General features: G+C 72.4%; 13 protein-coding genes and 1 pseudogene. 7 read left to right on the forward strand and 7 right to left on the reverse strand.

The annotated features are described in order from the left end of the window. The first annotated feature begins 50 nt into the window (after nucleotides 1–50). Entirely contained in the window at nucleotides 51–275 is a 225-nt protein-coding gene (locus D9753_RS20645) for a hypothetical protein (protein ID WP_121788334.1), read from the forward strand. Nucleotides 276–360: 85 nt separating this feature from the next. Here the strand turns inward: D9753_RS20645 and D9753_RS20650 are convergent, their stop codons facing one another. Then, on the reverse strand, nucleotides 361–3,645 hold the full coding sequence (locus D9753_RS20650; protein WP_121788335.1) for a S41 family peptidase: 3,285 nt from the start codon (nucleotides 3,643–3,645) through the stop codon (nucleotides 361–363). Nucleotides 3,646–3,826: 181 nt separating this feature from the next. Between D9753_RS20650 and D9753_RS20655 the strand changes: the two genes are divergently transcribed. The 5 genes and pseudogenes from D9753_RS20655 to D9753_RS20675 all read left to right on the forward strand — a co-directional run bounded on the left by D9753_RS20655 (nucleotide 3,827) and on the right by D9753_RS20675 (nucleotide 8,254). Continuing rightward, nucleotides 3,827–4,429 (forward strand): TetR/AcrR family transcriptional regulator, encoded by a 603-nt coding sequence (locus D9753_RS20655; protein ID WP_121788336.1) that lies wholly within the window; start codon nucleotides 3,827–3,829, stop codon nucleotides 4,427–4,429. A 205-nt stretch (nucleotides 4,430–4,634) separates the two neighbouring features. Then, nucleotides 4,635–6,749 (forward strand): annotated as a pseudogene (locus D9753_RS39055) (MMPL family transporter). Nucleotides 6,750–6,895: 146 nt separating this feature from the next. Further along, nucleotides 6,896–7,741 carry a helix-turn-helix domain-containing protein gene (locus D9753_RS20665; RefSeq protein ID WP_163010746.1) on the forward strand — a complete coding sequence of 282 codons (846 nt, stop codon included), beginning with the start codon at nucleotides 6,896–6,898 and terminating at the stop codon, nucleotides 7,739–7,741. Continuing rightward, the gene (locus D9753_RS20670) at nucleotides 7,738–7,923 is read left to right on the forward strand and encodes a DUF397 domain-containing protein (RefSeq protein ID WP_121788337.1); all 186 of its coding nucleotides are present in this window, start codon (nucleotides 7,738–7,740) and stop codon (nucleotides 7,921–7,923) included. Before D9753_RS20665 ends, D9753_RS20670 begins: the two co-directional genes overlap by 4 nt. Before the next feature lie 55 nt (nucleotides 7,924–7,978). Continuing rightward, nucleotides 7,979–8,254, forward strand: coding sequence for a DUF1876 domain-containing protein (locus D9753_RS20675; protein WP_121791198.1), 276 nt, complete (start codon nucleotides 7,979–7,981; stop codon nucleotides 8,252–8,254). Here D9753_RS20675 and D9753_RS20680 read toward each other — a convergent pair. From D9753_RS20680 to D9753_RS20695, 4 genes are all read right to left on the reverse strand, one after another. Then, complete coding sequence (locus tag D9753_RS20680) at nucleotides 8,244–9,446, reverse strand: serine hydrolase domain-containing protein (protein WP_121791199.1); 1,203 nt, start codon at nucleotides 9,444–9,446, stop codon at nucleotides 8,244–8,246. The two genes, D9753_RS20675 and D9753_RS20680, sit on opposite strands and share 11 nt — an antisense overlap. Before the next feature lie 107 nt (nucleotides 9,447–9,553). Beyond that, the gene (locus tag D9753_RS20685; protein ID WP_121788338.1) at nucleotides 9,554–10,312 is read right to left on the reverse strand and encodes an energy-coupling factor ABC transporter ATP-binding protein; all 759 of its coding nucleotides are present in this window, start codon (nucleotides 10,310–10,312) and stop codon (nucleotides 9,554–9,556) included. After that, nucleotides 10,300–11,061 (reverse strand): cobalt ECF transporter T component CbiQ, encoded by a 762-nt coding sequence (cbiQ, locus tag D9753_RS20690; protein WP_121788339.1) that lies wholly within the window; start codon nucleotides 11,059–11,061, stop codon nucleotides 10,300–10,302. The genes D9753_RS20685 and cbiQ overlap by 13 nt, the downstream gene beginning before the upstream one ends. A 1-nt stretch (nucleotide 11,062) precedes the next feature. Beyond that, complete coding sequence (locus tag D9753_RS20695; RefSeq protein WP_121788340.1) at nucleotides 11,063–12,106, reverse strand: energy-coupling factor ABC transporter permease; 1,044 nt, start codon at nucleotides 12,104–12,106, stop codon at nucleotides 11,063–11,065. 160 nt (nucleotides 12,107–12,266) lie between these two features. On the opposite strand from D9753_RS20695, the gene D9753_RS20700 reads away from it, so the two are divergent. Then, a complete protein-coding gene (locus tag D9753_RS20700; RefSeq protein WP_121788341.1) occupies nucleotides 12,267–12,605 on the forward strand; it encodes an SsgA family sporulation/cell division regulator in 339 nt (112 codons plus the stop codon). Between the two features lie 33 nt (nucleotides 12,606–12,638). Here the strand turns inward: D9753_RS20700 and D9753_RS20705 are convergent, their stop codons facing one another. Together D9753_RS20705 and D9753_RS20710 are read right to left on the reverse strand one after the other, a co-directional pair. After that, nucleotides 12,639–14,306: a penicillin-binding transpeptidase domain-containing protein gene (locus D9753_RS20705; protein ID WP_121788342.1), complete on the reverse strand. Its 1,668-nt coding sequence runs from the start codon at nucleotides 14,304–14,306 to the stop codon at nucleotides 12,639–12,641. A gap of 96 nt (nucleotides 14,307–14,402) precedes the next feature. Next, nucleotides 14,403–16,034 carry a penicillin-binding transpeptidase domain-containing protein gene (locus tag D9753_RS20710; RefSeq protein ID WP_121788343.1) on the reverse strand — a complete coding sequence of 544 codons (1,632 nt, stop codon included), beginning with the start codon at nucleotides 16,032–16,034 and terminating at the stop codon, nucleotides 14,403–14,405. Nucleotides 16,035–16,163 lie beyond the last annotated feature (129 nt).

The following is a 16,163-nucleotide window of genomic DNA, read 5'->3' on the forward strand; positions in this document are numbered from 1 at the left end:
AGGCCCCACCGAGGGGCCGATTCCCCACCCACTTACGGGAGTGAACCCACATGGGTATGAAGGACCAGTTCCAGGAGAAGTCGGGCCGGCAGCACGAGCAGGCCGAGGAGAAGCCCGGCCAGGCCCGCGAGAGGGCCGGCCAGCGCGGCCAGCAGGAGCGCCAGGGCCGGCAGCCTCAGGGCCGGCAGCCCGAGCGGGGCCGTCCGGGCCACCGTGACGTCGAGGACACGGAGAAGCACGCGGAGGACCGCTTCGACCAGGACTACGACGCCTAGTCGACGCGCTCGGCTCCGGCCGGTCCGGCGTGGGGTGCCCTTCTTCGTGAGGGGTGCCCCGCGCCGGCGTGCGGGGGACGGTCCGTCAGGAGACGTTCCGCGGCGGCAGTTTCGGCCGGGACCGGTCCGGGACGTCGCGGTGTCCCGGTGGCGTCGCCGCGGGGGTGGCCGCCAGGAGGTCCAGGGCCAGCCGGACGGCGTCGGCCAGTTGGGCGTGGCGGCCCTCCGCCCAGTCCAGCGGGGTGCGCGTGATGTCGAGGTCCGGGGCGACGCCGTGGTTCTCCACGGACCAGCCGTAGGCGTCGAACCAGGCCGCGTTCATCGGGACGGTGATGACGGTGCCGTCGCCCAGCCGGTGCCGGCCGGTCATGCCGACGACTCCGCCCCAGGTGCGCTGGCCGACCACCGGGCCGAGCCCGAGCAGTTTGAAGGCCGCCGTGATCATGTCGCCGTCGGAGGAGGTCGCCTCGTCGGCGAGGGCCACCACCGGGCCCCGGGGGGCGTTGGAGGTGTACGACACCGGTTGCGCGTCCCGGGTCAGGTCCCAGCCGAGGATCGTACGGGTCAGTTTCTCGATGACGAGTTCGCTGATGTGCCCGCCCGCGTTGCCGCGGACGTCCACGATCAGTGCGGGCCGGGAGACCTCCATGCGCAGGTCGCGGTTGAACTGGGCCCAGCCGGAGCCGCCCATGTCGGGGATGTGCAGGTAGCCGCACTTGCCGTCGCTCAGCTCCCGGACGACCTGGCGGCGTTTGGCCACCCAGTCCTGGTAGCGCAGCGGGCGTTCGTCGACGAGCGGGACGACGGCGACCCGCCGGGCCCGGCCGGGTTCGCCCGCGGCGGGGGTGAACGTCAGCTCCACGGTCGTACCGCCGGAGCCGGCGAGCAGGGGGTAGGGGCCGGTGACCGGGTCGACCGGGCGGCCGTCGACGTGGGTGAGGACGGCGCCCTCGCGGATGCCCGTGCCGGCCAGCGGTGAGCGGGCCTTGGAATCGGAGGAGTCGCCGGGCAGGACGCGTCCGACCAGCCAGCGGCCGTCGCGGCGGACGAGGTCGGCACCGAGGAGGCCCTGCCGGCGCTGGTAGTGGGGCGGGCCCTCGTTGCGGCGGGCGGCGGTGACGTAGGCGTGGGAGGTGCCGAGTTCGCCGAGGACCTCGCGGAGCAGGTCCGCGAACTCGTCGGGGGAGGCGACCCGTTCGACCAGGGGACGGTACTGGTCGAGCACCGCCTCCCAGTCGATGCCGCACATGCCCGGGTCCCAGAAGTAGGCGCGGATCAGGCGTCCCGCCTCTTCGTAGGCCTGGCGCCACTCGGCGGCCGGGTCGGCCTCGTGCAGGATGCGGCGCGAGTCGATCCAGACGGTCGTGTCGTTGTCGCCGGTCTCGGTCGACGGTACGGCCCGCAGGTCGCCCTCGTCGACGACGACCAGCCGGGTGCCGTCGCCGCTGACGGCGAACCAGTCGAGGTGGCCGACGAGTTCGGACTTCTTGGCCTTGCCGATGCCGAAGTGTTCGAGGGTCGGCCGGCCCGTGGTGTCGTCGGGGCTGGCGAAGGTCTCGCCGAGCGCGCCGGAGATCGGCCAGCGCAGCCAGACCAGGCCGCCGCCGGCGACCGGGTACAGCGCGGAGTACTTGGATGCGATGACCGGGAACGGCGTGACCCTGTTCTCCAGCCCCTCCACCTCGACCGTCACCGTGCCGGCCTCGCCGGTGTCCTCGCCGTCCACCAGCGGGTCGAGTCCGCCGGCGGCGGGGCGGCCCTCGGGGTTCAGGGCGAAGGGGGAGGGGGTCGCCGAGGAGAGCGGGACGAGGTACGGGCGGCAGCCGAGCGGGAAGGACAGGTCGCCGGTGTGGACGTCGTACACCGGGTCGAAGCCGCGCCAGGAGAGGAAGGCGAGGTAGCGGCCGTCGCGGGTGAACACCGGGTTCTCGTCCTCGAAGCGGCCGTTGGTCACGTCCACGATGAGCCGGTCCTTGATCCGGGCCAGTTTGATCTGGCGCAGGGTGCGGCCGATGCCGGGGTGGGACCAGGTGAGCCAGGAGCCGTCGGGGGAGAAGGCGAGGTCACGGACGGGCCCGTTCCCGGACCGCACCAGCTCGGTCACCCGCCCGGCCGGCGAACCGCCCTCTTCCTCTCCCGCTTCCTCCTCCGGCACGTCGATCAGCAGCAGCCGTCCGTCGTGCGAGGCGACGGCCAGCCGTTCGCCCTGCGGGTCGCAGACCAGTTCGCGGACGCGGCCCAGTGCGCCGGAGGCGAGCCGGCGGGGCGGGCGGTCGCCGGTGGCGCGGGGCAGGTGGGCGATCTCGACGGCGTCCTCGCCCTCGGCGTCGGTGACGTAGGCGACCTGCCCGGTGGCGCCCAGCATCTCCGGGAGCCGTACCCGGACGCCGGGCGTGTCGGTGATGGTGCGGGCGGGGCCGTCGCGGTGGGTGAGCCAGTACAGGCTGCCGCGGACGACGACGGCACTGGCCCGGCCGGTCTCGTCCACGGAGATGCCGTCGACCTCCTGCGCGGCCGGTACCTGGTGGCGGCGGCGGCCGGTGCGCGGTCCGGCGAGCCGGACGTCGAGCCGGCGCGGCACGCCGTCGCGGGAGAAGTCGTCCACCAGCCACAGGTCGCCCGCGCACTGGTAGACCACGCGGTCGCCGTCACCGGCGGCGTGCCGGGCGTAGAAGGTGTCGTGGTCGGTGTGGCGGCGCAGGTCGGTGCCGTCGTGGGCGCAGGAGTAGAGGTTGCCGACGCCCTCGTGGTCGGAGAGGAAGGCGATCCGGCCGGCGACGAACACGGGGGAGGACAGATGGCCGCCGAGGTCCGGCAGGAGCCGCTGCCCGTGCAGCCACAGCCGGCCCGTGGCGCCGCCGCGGTAACGCTTCCACGAGGCCGGTTCGTGCGGCGGGGTGCCGGTGAGCAGCAGGGTCCTGTGCTCGCCGGCGAGGTCGGCGGCCTGGATGTCGGCGACCGGTCCCCAGGGCAGCCGTCCGCCCGGGTCGCCGTCGGCGGGGACCTTGTAGGCCCAGGTGAAGTGCGAGAAGGGCTGGCCGTGGGAGGCGACGGCCAGAATGCCGGTGGTGCCGTCCGGGTCGGGGGGCGTCCAGCCGCGGACCTGGGTGTCGGCGCTGCCCCAGTGCGTGAGCTGCCGCGCGGGGCCGCCGTCGACGGCGACGAGGTGGATCTCGGGGGCGAGGCTGCGCCAGGACGTGTACGCGATGTGCCGGCCGTCGGGTGAGAAGCGCGGGGGCCCGGTCTTGGTGCGGTCCACGGTGAGCCGCCAGGCGCGGCCCGGGGCGTCGAGGGGGGCCAGCCAGAGGTCGTCCTCGGCCACGAAACACAGCAGGTCGCCGCTGAGGTGGGGGCAGCGCAGATAGCTCACCTCCCCATGCTTTTCCGGTCCCGGGGCACCAGCAACTCGTGAGCCGGCGCGTCCGGGCGCTTACGGGGTCTTCACCTTCGTGACCCAGCACACGTACGAAACCGTTTCGTTTCGCAGATGCCCGGGGTATCTTCTTGGAAGTACGACGAGGAAAGTTCCGGGAGCGGGGAAGGTGACAGGCATGACCGAAGCCGTCTCGACGGCGCGTCGCAGCCGGATCACCCCCGAGCGCGAGGCCGAGCTGTACGAGGCCGTGCTCGACCTGCTCCGGGAGGTCGGCTACGACGCCCTCACCATGGACGCCGTCGCCGCCCGCACCCGCTCCAGCAAGGCCACGCTCTACCGCCAGTGGGGCGGCAAGGCCCAACTGGTCGTCAAGGCGCTGCGGCACAGCAAGCGGGTCCGCACGGAGGACATCGACACCGGTTCCCTCCGCGGTGACCTGCACGCCATCGTGTCGCTGGAGGACGACTGCACCATGGAGCGGAACTCCGCGCTGATGCGGGGCGTCGCCATGGCGATGCACCACAACGACGATCTGCGCGTGGCCTTCCGCGACCAGATGGTCGACCCCGAGATGGGCGGGTTCCGGCAGGTGCTGCAACGCGCGGTCGACCGGGGCGAGGTCCGCCCGGACTGCCCGGCGATCGAGTTCCTGCTGCACATGATGGTCGGCGGCTTCGCCACCCGGGCCCTGCTGGACGACCAGCCGCCCACCCGGGCCTTCCTCACCTCGTACATCGACGCCGTGGTCCTCCCCGCCCTCGGCGTGCAGACCGACTGACACTCCCCTCGAACCAGCCTGAGACCAGCCTCCACCTGACGTCACCGCTCACGTCGTCGGGCTGATCACCCCTGCCCAGCTCAATCCACGACCTGACCGGGAGTACGCCTCCGTGGCCACGTTCCTCTACAAACTCGGCCGGCTCGCCTTCCGGCGACGCCACTTCGTCGCCCTCATATGGGTCGCCCTGCTCACCCTCGCGGGGGTGGGCGCCGCCTCCGCGCCGGCGGCCGGCAACACATCCTTCTCCATCCCCGGCACCGAGGCCCAGAAGGCCTTCGACCTGCTGGAACAGCGCTTCCCCGGCATGAGTGCCGACGGTGCCACCGCCCGGGTCGTCTTCAAGGCCGACCACGGCGGGAAGATGACGGACGCCGGCAACAAGGCGGCCGTCGAGAAGACCGTCAAGGAGCTGGGAAGCGGCTCCGAGGTCGCCTCCGTCGCCGACCCCTACCGCGCGGCCACGCCGTCAGCAAGGACGGCACCGTCGCCTACGCCTCGGTGAAGTACAAGGTCTCCGGCATGGAACTTGAGGACTCCTCCCGGGACGCCCTGAAGGCCCGCCGCCCAGCACGCGCGGGACGCCGGGCTGACCGTCGAGGTCGGCGGCGACGCGCTGAACGCGACGCCCGAGACCGGCTCCAGCGAGGTCATCGGCATCGCGATCGCCGCCGTCGTCCTCGTCATCACCTTCGGCTCCCTGCTCGCCGCCGGACTGCCCCTGCTGACCGCGGTCATCGGCGTCGGCATCGGCGTCTCCACGATCACCGCGCTCGCCTCCGCCCTGGACCTGGGCTCCACCACCTCCACCCTGGCCTCGATGATCGGCCTCGCCGTCGGCATCGACTACGCCCTGTTCATCGTCTCCCGCTACCGTGCCGAACTCGCCGAGGGCCGCGAACGCGAGGAGGCCGTCGGCCGCGCCGTCGGCACCGCGGGCTCCGCGGTGGTCTTCGCCGGCCTGACCGTCCTCATCGCCCTGGTCGGCCTGTCCGTCGTCAACATCCCGATGCTGACGAAGATGGGCGTCGCCGCGGCGGGCACCGTCGCCATCGCCGTCCTGATCGCCCTCACGCTGATCCCCGCGCTGCTCGGCTACGCCGGCCGCAGGGTGAAGCCGACCGGTGAGAAGAGCAGGCTGCTCGGCGGCGGCAGGGCCCCGAAGAACCCCGGCCGCCCCAACATGGGCACCCGCTGGGCCCGCTTCGTCGTCCGCCGGCCGGTCGCCGTCCTCCTGCTCGGCGTGGTCGGCCTCGGCGCGGCGGCGCTCCCCGCCGCCTCCCTGGAGCTGGGCCTGCCCGACGACGGCTCCCAGCCCACCTCCACCACCCAGCGCCGCGCCTACGACCTGCTCTCCGAAGGCTTCGGCCCCGGCTTCAACGGCCCCCTGATGGTCGTCGTCGACGCCAAGGGCAGCGCCGACCCCAAGGCCGCCTTCACCGAGGTCGGCGACGAGATCAAGGGCCTGAAGGACGTCGTCACGGTCACGCCGGCGGCGCCCAACAAAGCGGGCGACACCGCGACCATCACGGTCGTACCCAAGTCCGAGCCGTCCTCCGCGACGACCGAGGACCTGGTGCACGCCATCCGGGACAAGGGCACGGACATCGCGCGGGACACCGACTCCACGGTCCTCGTCACCGGTTCGACCGCGATGAACATCGACGTCTCCCAGAAGCTGAACGACGCCCTGCTGCCGTACCTCGCCCTGGTCGTCGGCCTGGCCTTCCTGCTGCTGATCGTGGTGTTCCGCTCGGTCCTGGTCCCGCTTAAGGCGGCCCTCGGCTTCCTGCTGTCGGTGCTCGCCGCCCTCGGCGCCGTCGTCGCCGTCTTCCAGTGGGGCTGGCTGTCCGGCCTGATGAACGTCGAGCAGACCGGCCCGGTCATGTCGATGATGCCGATCTTCATGGTGGGTGTCGTCTTCGGCCTCGCGATGGACTACGAGGTGTTCCTCGTGACCCGCATGCGGGAGGCCTACGTCCACGGCGAGAACCCCGGCCAGGCCGTGGTGACGGGCTTCCGGCACGGCGCGCGCGTCGTGACCGCCGCCGCCGTCATCATGATCGCCGTCTTCTCCGGCTTCATCGGCTCCAGTGAGTCGATGATCAAGATGATCGGCTTCGGACTCGCGATCGCCGTCTTCTTCGACGCGTTCATCGTCCGCATGGCCATCGTCCCGGCGGTCCTGGCCCTCCTCGGCCGGCGGGCCTGGTGGCTGCCGAAGTGGCTGGACCGCGCCCTGCCCAACGTCGACGTCGAGGGCGAGGGGCTGCGCACCGCCGCCGACCCCGACGCGGAGAAGGAGCTGGTACGCGCCTGACGTACCGCGGCCCAACGGCCGGTGAGGGTGCCCGTGGGGACGGGGCCGCACCCTCACCGGCTCTCTCTTGTCCCGCCTCTGTCCCGTGCTGTCCCGGCTGCCCCTCGCGTTGTACGGGTACGGCTGCGACTGGAGGTGCGTGGGACGTGAACGAGGATGTGGACGAAGCCGGTTGGGACGTCGAACCGGGGGACGAGATCGAACCCGTGGTGCAGGCGGTGGGGCGCCTGCTGAAGGTGTGCCGGGAGTCGGCGGGGATGCGGGTCGCGGACCTGGGCGAGGTCACGGGGTACGGCGAGGACATGATCCGCAAGATGGAGAACGGCACGCGGATCCCCCGGCCGGAGTTCCTGGACCGGGCGGACCAGGTGCTGCGGGCGCAGGGACACCTGCGGGCGTTCGCGGAGGACATGCGCAAGGCGCGGTATCCCAAGAAGGTGCGGGAACTGGCCCACATGGAAGGCCGCGCGGTGGAGATGCTGCTGTACAGCACCCACAACATCCACGGTCTCCTGCAGACGCCGGAGTACATGAGAGCGCTGTACGAGGTACGGCATCCACCGCTGTCCGAGGACGTCATCGAGCGGGAGATCGCCGGACGTGTGGGACGCCAGTCCGTCTTCGACCGGGAACCGGCCCCTTCGCTCAGCTTCATCCAGGAGCAGGTCACGCTGGAGCGGCCGATCGGTGGGAAGGCGGTGCTGCGCCGACAGCTCGAACACCTGCTGGCGGTCAGCCGGTTGCGCAGGGTATCGCTCCAGATCATGCCTACCGAAAGGGAAGAGCATGCCGGTATGCACGGGCTCGTCGAGGTACTGAAGTTCTCCGACGGCACCGCGATCGGCCGATCCGAAGGCGCCTTCAACGGACGTCCGGTCGAGAGCCCCAGGGATCTACGGATCCTCGAATCGCGCTATGGGATGATCCGGGCGCAGGCTCTTCCGCCGCGGGAGTCGCAAGCCTTCATCGAGCAAGCGCTGGGGAGACTATGAGCACGCCGGAACTCCAATGGTTCAAGAGCAGCTACAGCAGCAGCAACGAACCCGGCGACTGCGTCGAAGTGGCCACCACCCCCACCGCCGTCCACATCCGCGACTCCAAGACCCCCCGCACCGCCCAGTTGAAGATCACGCCCTCCGCATGGGCGCGCTTCCTGACGACGCTGCCGACATGACGGGGCGGGGTGCTGTGGCGCACCCTGGGAGGAGTGGTTCTCGGAGGTGGTCGTCATGATGCACACCGTTGTGGGATGGCACGTCGAGCTGGAGTTCCTGGAGGACGATCAGCACACACGCGCGGCGGCCATGGTGCGCCTGCCCGACGGCAGCGAGGTACGGGGGCACGGCCGCGCCAGCCGGCACCGCGTGGACGCCAACCAGCCCCGGGTCGGCGAGGAGGTCGCCGGGGCCCGGGCGCTCAACGAACTGGCCATGCGGTTGCTGGCCAAGGCGCACGGGGAGATCGACGAGGACTCCGGGCGGATCTCGCACCCGATCAACGTGTGACAGGCCCCGCGGACCAGGTCAGCGCCGTGCGTACGGCCCTCACCAGCGCCTGCGCCCTCGGGTCCGCCGTCACGCTCTTGCGGAAGCCGTTGGTGACGTAGCCGAAGGCGATGCCGGTGTCCGGGTCGGCGAACGCGAGGGCGCCGCCCCGGCCCGGGTGGCCGAAGGAGCCGGGGGAGAGCAGCGGGGACGCGGCGCCGTGCAGCATGTAGCCGAGGCCGAAGCGGGTGTTCACCACCAGGACCCGGTCCGCTCCGGCCGACTGCTCGGTGCGGGCCAGTTCCGTCGTCCCGGGCGTGAACAGGCGGGTGCCGCCGTCCACCTCGCCGATCAGCGAGGCGTAGAACCGGGCCAGCCCGTCGGCGGTGGCGATGCCGTTGGAGGCCGGCAGGGCGGCGGCGCGGTAGGCGGGATCGTTCTCGTCGGGCAGCGGGGTGATCGCGGCGAACGCGCGGCGGGTCAGGGAGCCGGGGTCGGCGTAGGCCTCGGCCACCGCCCGCTTGGGACGCGTCCTGAGGCCGCCGGCGGTCGCGGGCGCGTCCAGCGGGCCGACGCGGCCCACGCGCGCGTGCTCCGATTCCGGCAGGCCGAGCCACAGCTCCGCGCCGACGGGCCCGGCGATCTCGTCGGCGATCCACTCGCCCACGGGGCGGCCGGTGACCCGGCGCAGCAGTTCGCCGGCGAGCCAGCTATAGGTCTGGGCGTGGTAGCCGTGGTCCGTGCCCGGCTCCCACACCGGGGCCTGGGCGGCGACGGCCGCGGCGCCGACGCCGGGGTCGGCGGCTTCGGCGGGGGTCAGCGGGCGGTCCAGCACGGGCACGCCCGCGCGGTGCGCGAGCAGGTGCCGGACGCGCGTGTGTTCCTTGCCGGCCGCCTTGTACTCCGGCCAGTACGTGCCGACCGGGGCGTCCAGGTCCAGTTCGCCGCGCTGGTGCAGGAGCAGCAGCGCGGCGGCGGCGACGCCTTTGGTGGCGGAGCGGACGATCTGCGCGGTCCCGGACTCCCACGGCGCCGCACCGGCCGGGGCGTCCGGCACGTCGATGTCCCTGGTGCCGGCCCACAGGTGGACGGCCCGGTGTCCGTCGCGGTAGACGGTGACGGCCGCGCCGCGCTCGCCGAGCTGCGCGAAGTTCGCCGCGAACGCCTCCCTGACCGGCTCGAAGCCCTCGGCCACAGTGCCGTGCACGTCCACGCCCGCCGTCCCTTCGATCGCCTGCGACAGCGGGTGCAACACCGGCTGCGGACCTGCGATTCCTCGGTGACCCAGGGCTGGAGCGTGAGGTGTCTCTCAGCCCGGTGTCACGCGCCCGTCGTCACGGACCTCGGGTCGAAACCGAACGGCAGTTCAAGCCGGTGCGCCCGCATCAGCGTGTCGTCGGAGAGCAGCTCGCCGGTCGGGCCGTCCGCCACGATCACGCCGTCGCTGAGGATCAGGGAGCGCGGGCACAGCTCCAGCGCGTACGGCAGGTCGTGGGTGACCATCAGCACCGTGACGTCGAGGGCGCGCAGGATGTCGGCGAGTTCGCGGCGGGAGGCCGGGTCGAGGTTGGAGGACGGCTCGTCCAGGACCAGGATCTCCGGTTCCATGGCGAGCACGGTGGCCACCGCGACACGGCGGCGCTGGCCGAAGGACAGGTGGTGCGGGGGCCGGCCGGCGAAGTCCTGCATGCCGACCTGTTCCAGCGCGGCGCGCACCCGCTCCTCCAGCGCGGCCCCCTTCACCCCGGCGGCGGCCGGCCCGAACGCCACGTCCTCCCGCACGGTCGGCATGAAGAGCTGGTCGTCGGGGTCCTGGAAGACGATGCCGACCTTCTGCCGGATCGCGGCCATGTGCCGCTTGCCGACGGGCAGCCCGGCCACGGTCACCGTGCCGGTGCCGCCGCCGAGGATGCCGTTGAGGTGCAGCACCAGCGTGGTCTTGCCGGCGCCGTTCGGGCCGAGGAGCGCGACCCGTTCACCGCGGGCGAGGGCGAAGTCCACGCCGAACAGGGCCTGGTGCCCGTCCGGGTAGGCGAAGGCGAGGCCGGAGACCTCCAGAGAAGCAGTCACAGTACCCATCCCAGCAGACAGACGACGAGGGCGGCGCAGGGGAGGGTGAGGGCGTGCCGCCACTGTGCGCGGGACGCGGTCACCTCGTCGATGACCGGCATCGCGCCGGCGTATCCCCGGCTCACCATGGCCAGGTGGACGCGCTCCCCGCGCTCGTAGGAGCGGATGAACAGCGCGCCGGCGGACTTGGCGAGCACGCCCCAGTGCCGCACGCCCCTCGCCTCGAAGCCGCGCGACTCACGGGCGATCCGCATCCGGCGCATCTCGTCGGTGATGACGTCGCCGTAGCGGATCATGAAGGACGCGATCTGCACGAGCAGCGGCGGCAGCCTCAGCCGCTGGAGCCCGAGCAGCAGTTCGCGCAGTTCGGTGGTGGCGGCGAGCAGCACGGAGGCGGCGACGCCGAGGGTGCCCTTGGCGAGCACGTTCCAGGCGCCCCACAGTCCGTTCACGCTGAGCGAGAGTCCCAGCACGTGCACCCGTTCGCCCTCCGCGACGAACGGCATGAGCACCGCGAACGCGACGAAGGGCACCTCGATCAGCAGCCGTCCGAGCAGGAAACGGGCGGGCACGCGGGCGTGGTGTGCGACGGCGGCGAGCAGCACGGCGTACCCGGCGAACGCCCACATCGCCTCGCGCGGGGTCGACACCACGACCACCACGAACAGGAAGGTGGCGGCGAGCTTGGTGTGCGGCGGCAGGGCGTGCACGGGCGAGTGCCCGTGCCGGTAGAGCTTGTGCGCGTGTCCGGCACCCACGTCAGACGACCGTGTTCGCGGGGGAGACGTCGTCGGTGCGCCGCCTGCGCACCGCCCAGAACACCGTGCTGCCCGCGACGACCGTGACGCCGACGCCGATGACGCCCGCGAGGCCGCCGGACAGCCGGGCGTCCCTGACGTCCTTGACGCCGTAGTCGGCGAGCGGCGAGCCGGACGCGGTGTGCTTCCTCGCCTTCTTGTCGATCCCCTTGTCGTGCGCGACCTTCTCCAGGCCGTCGGGGCTGGCGGAGGCGTAGAAGCTGACGAAGCCGGCGAGGACGAGGGAGGTGACGAGGCCGGTCACCCACAGCGTGCGCCGCGAGGTGCGCGCCGCCGCGGGTGCCGCGGGCGCCGGCGCGTCCACCAGCACGCCGTCCACGCGCAGCCGGAGCCGCTGGTGCAGGCCGCGCGCGCCGTGCACCAGGTCGGGCCGTACGGCGATGACGGCGCCGACGGTGAGCGCGGTGATGACCGCCTCACCGATGCCGATCAGGACATGGACGCCGATCATGGCGGTGGCGACCTTGGCGGGGGAGACGTCGGTGGTGCCGCCGACCGCGTAGATCAGGGTGAAGGCGACGGCGGCGGCCGGTACGGACACCAGCGCGGCGACGAAGGAGGCGACGGTCACCGAGCGCCGCTTGCGGGGCAGCACGGCGAGCAGGCCGCGGAAGACGGCGTACGACACGACGGTGGTGACGATCGCCATGTCGGTGATGTTCACGCCGAGCGCGGTCAGGCCGCCGTCGGCGAACAGCACGCCCTGCATGAGCAGCACCACCGACACACACAGCACGGCGGTGTACGGGCCGACGAGTATCGCGGCGAGGGCCCCGCCGAGCAGATGACCGCTGGTGCCGCCGGCGACGGGGAAGTTGAGCATCTGTACGGCGAAGATGAACGCCGCCACGAGACCCGCGAGCGGCGCCGTCCGCTCGTCGAGTTCGCGGCGTGCGCCGCGCAGGCTGACCGCGAGGGCGCCGGCGGCGACCACGGCGGTGACCGCGGAGGTGGGGGCGTCGATGAATCCGTCAGGTACGTGCACCGTACGATTTTAGGCCCTTGTTGCGAATGCTTTGCAAGAGAGACCCGGTCTCGTTTCTCGCCGGGGCGGGACGCGGACGAGTGTGCGACTCTGGATAGAAAGCGGATGCACGCGGATGCACGGCTTTCGCATACGTCACGATGCGTGAGAGGGCGGTCCGATGTCGGTGGTCGAACAGTACGCACGCGCCCATATCGTCACGGACGAGGAGGACCCGGGGGCCGTGCCCGTCATGCTGCGCTACGACCCCGACAGCGATCCCCGCTCCGTCCGCGTCGGCCTTCCCGGACCGCACGAGTGGACCTTCTCCCGCGCCCTCCTCGAGCAGGGGCTGCGGACGCCGGCCGAGAGCGGCGACGTCCGGGTCTGGCCCTGCGGACGCGTCCAGGCCGTCGTCGAGTTCCACACCGACCACGGTGTCGAGGTGGTGCAGTTCGAGTCCAAGGCCCTGGTCCGGTTCCTGCGCCGGACCTACACCGCCGAGCCCGTACGGATCTGACCGGCCGAGGCCGTACGGATCCGACCGGCCGGCTCAGCCGCCCGTCCGCAGCAGCGTCGCCACGATCGGGCCCGCCGTGTCGCCGCCGTGGCCGCCAGCCTGGACCACGCCCGCGGCGGCGAGGTCGCCCCGGTAGGCGGTGAACCAGCCGTTGGGCTTCTTCTGCCCGTCGACCTCCGCGGAGCCGGTCTTCGCGCCGTAGTCCGGGCCGAGCCCCGACATGGCCTCAGCGGCCGTACCGGAGGCGGCCGTGTACCGCATCAGCTCGCGCAACTGGGACAGCGTCCCGGCCGGCAGCCGGCGGGACGCCTTGGCCAGCGTGCGGTGGTCCACGGCCGGGGACACCAGGTAGGGCTGGTGGAAGGTGCCCGACCTGACCGTGGCGGCGACCGAGGCCATGTTCAGCGGGTTCATGCGCACCCCGCCCTGCCCGATCAGCGAGGCCGCCATCTGGGCCGCCGACTGCACCGGCACCGAGCCGTCGAAGGTGGGTACGCCGATCGCCCAGTTGTTCATGGACAGGCCGAAGACCTGCTGGGCCTGCCGGGTCAGGTCGTCGTTCCTCAGCTTCTTCGCCTGGCTGACGAAGGCGGTGTTGCAGGAGCGGGCGAAGCTCGCCTTGAACGTGCCGCCCTTGATCTGGAAGTCGTCGTCGTTGTGGAACTTCCAGCCGCCGTAGGTGACCGTCTTCGGGCAGGGGTGCGTCCGGTCCGTGGCCGCCAGGCCCTTGTCGATCAGCAGCGACGAAGTGATGATCTTCATCGTGGAGCCGGGTGCGAGGGAGCCCTGGAAGGCGGTGTTGAAGCCGTGGCCGCTGTTGGCGACCGCGAGGATCTCACCGGTCGAGGGGCGCAGGACGACCACTGAGGCACGCGCGCGCCGGGCCACCTGCCGCTCGGCCACCGTCTGGAGCGTCGGGCTGAGTGTCGTGCGTACCGTGCCCGGCGTGCCCTCGGTCAGCTCCGCCAGCGTCTTGTCGGACAGCTTGGCCGCCCTGGACGCCTTGCCGCGCACCACGCGCAGCTCGACGCCCGCGGTGCCGCCCGCCGTCTTGCCGTACTTCTCCCGCAGCCCGTCCAGCACCGTGCCCAGCGACGGGAACCGGGCGGCCGTCATCTCGGCGCCGTCGCGGTCGAGCGCCTTGACGGGCGGGGTGCCGGACGCGCCGGTGACGAGCGTGTCGCCGTCCTTCAGGTCCGGGTGGACCACGGAGGCGTGCCAGTCGACCAGCGGCCTGCCGTCGCCCGCCCGGCGCACGACGGTGAGCGAACTGCCGTAGGACAGCGGCTTGGCGACGTGGCGGTAGGCCACCGTCGCCCTGACCGAGAACGGCACCGTGGCGCCCTTCGCCGGGCCGGGGGTGAGCCTGACGTCTGTCAGGTGGGCGTCCTTGCCGTAGCCGGTGAGCAGCCTGCCGGCGGCGGACGGGTCGTCGGTGGCGGCGGCGGCCTCGGAGATCCTGCCCCGCTGCCAGGCGGTGAGGAAGCGGGTGGAGGCCGTGCGGACCTCGGTGACGGCGAGCGGGCCGGCCGGCACGGGCTTGTGGCCGGCCGTGGCGGCGGGCCGCTCGTCGGCCGCCGCCCCGCCGACGTAGAGCGCGTAGACACCGAACCCGGCGCCGCCGACCACCACGGCGATCATCCCGCCGAGTACGGCCGGACGGGTCCTCCGTCGCTCGGCGACACGCCTTCGCTTGCCCACAGCCCCGGTTCCTCCGCATCTTCCCCGGGCTGCCCGCAGCCCTCACACACTCCGACGACGCCATTCACCTTAGAGTCCCCGTTTTCACGGGTGACATCAGCCGGCGTTCCGTAGCACGCTTGCGACAATCGGACCGGCCGCGTCGATGCCGTGGCCACCGTCCTCGACCATCGCCGCCGCGGCCACGTCGTCACGGTAACCGGTGAACCAACTGTCCGACCTGGCCTCCCCGTCGACCTCCGCCGACCCCGTCTTCGCGCCCACGTTCCCGTTCAGCCCGGCCATCACACCCGCCGCCGTACCGCTGCGCGCGGTGCGGTTCATCATGGCGCGCAGTTGCGCGACCGTGCCCGGCGCCAGCCCGCGCGCGCGTGCCGGTGTGCGGCCGTCCAGGGAGAGCGGCACGAGCACCGGCTGCCGGAAGGCGCCGGTCATCGCGGTCGCCGTCACGGACGCCATGTTCAGCGGACTCATCTGGACCTGGCCCTGGCCGATCAGACCGGCCGCCTTGTCGGAGCCCCCGGCGGCGGGTACCCGGCCGTCGAAGGACGGCACCCCTATCCGCCAGTTGTTCCGCCCGAGCCCGAACCGCTCCTCGGCCTCCCGGGTGAGGGTGTCGGGCTTCACCTCGTCCGCGAACTTCACGAACGCCGTGTTGCAGGAACGGGCGAAGCTGTCGGACAGGGTCGCGTGGTGGTCCGGCGCCAGGTCCTTGAGGTTGTGGAAGGTCTGGCTCATCGAGACGGCGGACGGCGGGCAGGGTGCCGGGCCGTTCGCGGTGGTCCGGCCGTTGTCGATGAGGGCCGCCGCACTGATGATCTTCATCGTGGAGCCGGGCGCGCGTTCACCGAGCAGGGCCGCGTCGAAACCGTCGTTGCGGTGGTCGGCGACGGCCAGGATCTCGCCGGTGCTCGCCCGGACGGCCACGACGGAGGCGTCCGGGTACTTCCCCACGGCCGTCTCGGCCGCCGTCTGCGCCTTCGCGCTGAACGTCGTACGGAGCCTGCCCGGCCTGCCCTTGACGAGGGTGAGCAGCGGCGTGTCCGCCCGGCCCTCACCGTCGGCGCTCGCGTGACGGATGGCCAGCTCCACGCCGGCCCGGCCGCCCGCCCTGTCGCCGTACCGCTTGCGCAACTCGTCCAGCACGGGGCTGAGGGACGGGTACTTCTGCTTCGTCAGCACGCCGTCGTCGCGGTCCACGGCCTCGATCGGCGGGGCCGCCGCCTCGCCGGTCACGAGCGTGTCCCCCTTGCGCAGCCGCGGATGCACCACGGACGGCTGCCAGTCGACCAGCGGGCGGTGCGAGGTCTCCCCGCGGACGACGGTCAGCCTGCTGCGGTAGGCGAGCGGTCGCGACGTGCCGTCGTACGACACGGCCGCCGTGACCGTGAACGGCACGGACCTGCCGGCGGCCGTGCCGGGGGTGACGCGCACCTTGGTGATGTGCGCGTCACCGCGGTAGGCCGTCAGCAACTGCCGGGCGGCCTCCGGAAAGTTCGTGTACGAGGCGGCGGTCGCCGCGTCGCCCTTCTCCCAGGCGGCGAAGAACCGAGCCGATGTCTCCCTGACCTCGCCGGCGCCGGGCGGCCCGGTGCTGACCGCCGTGCCACCGCCGCCGCCCGCGTCGCCGTCCAGGGCGCTCAGCAGGTTGTAGGCCCCGTAACCGGCACCGCCCACCAGCACCGCGCACACGACGCCTGTCACCCCGGCCCTGACTCCCCTGCGCATCGCGCGCCCCTCCCCGTGTCCCCGTCGGACCCTGTCACGCCCGGTTTCCTGAACGCGTTCAAAACAGGTTGCCGCAGGCACTCTATGCGGTGGGGAAGCCGCCGCGACGGATCGTGTCGAAACCGTGAC

This window comes from Streptomyces dangxiongensis, assembly GCF_003675325.1.
Classification (GTDB): domain Bacteria; phylum Actinomycetota; class Actinomycetes; order Streptomycetales; family Streptomycetaceae; genus Streptomyces; species Streptomyces dangxiongensis.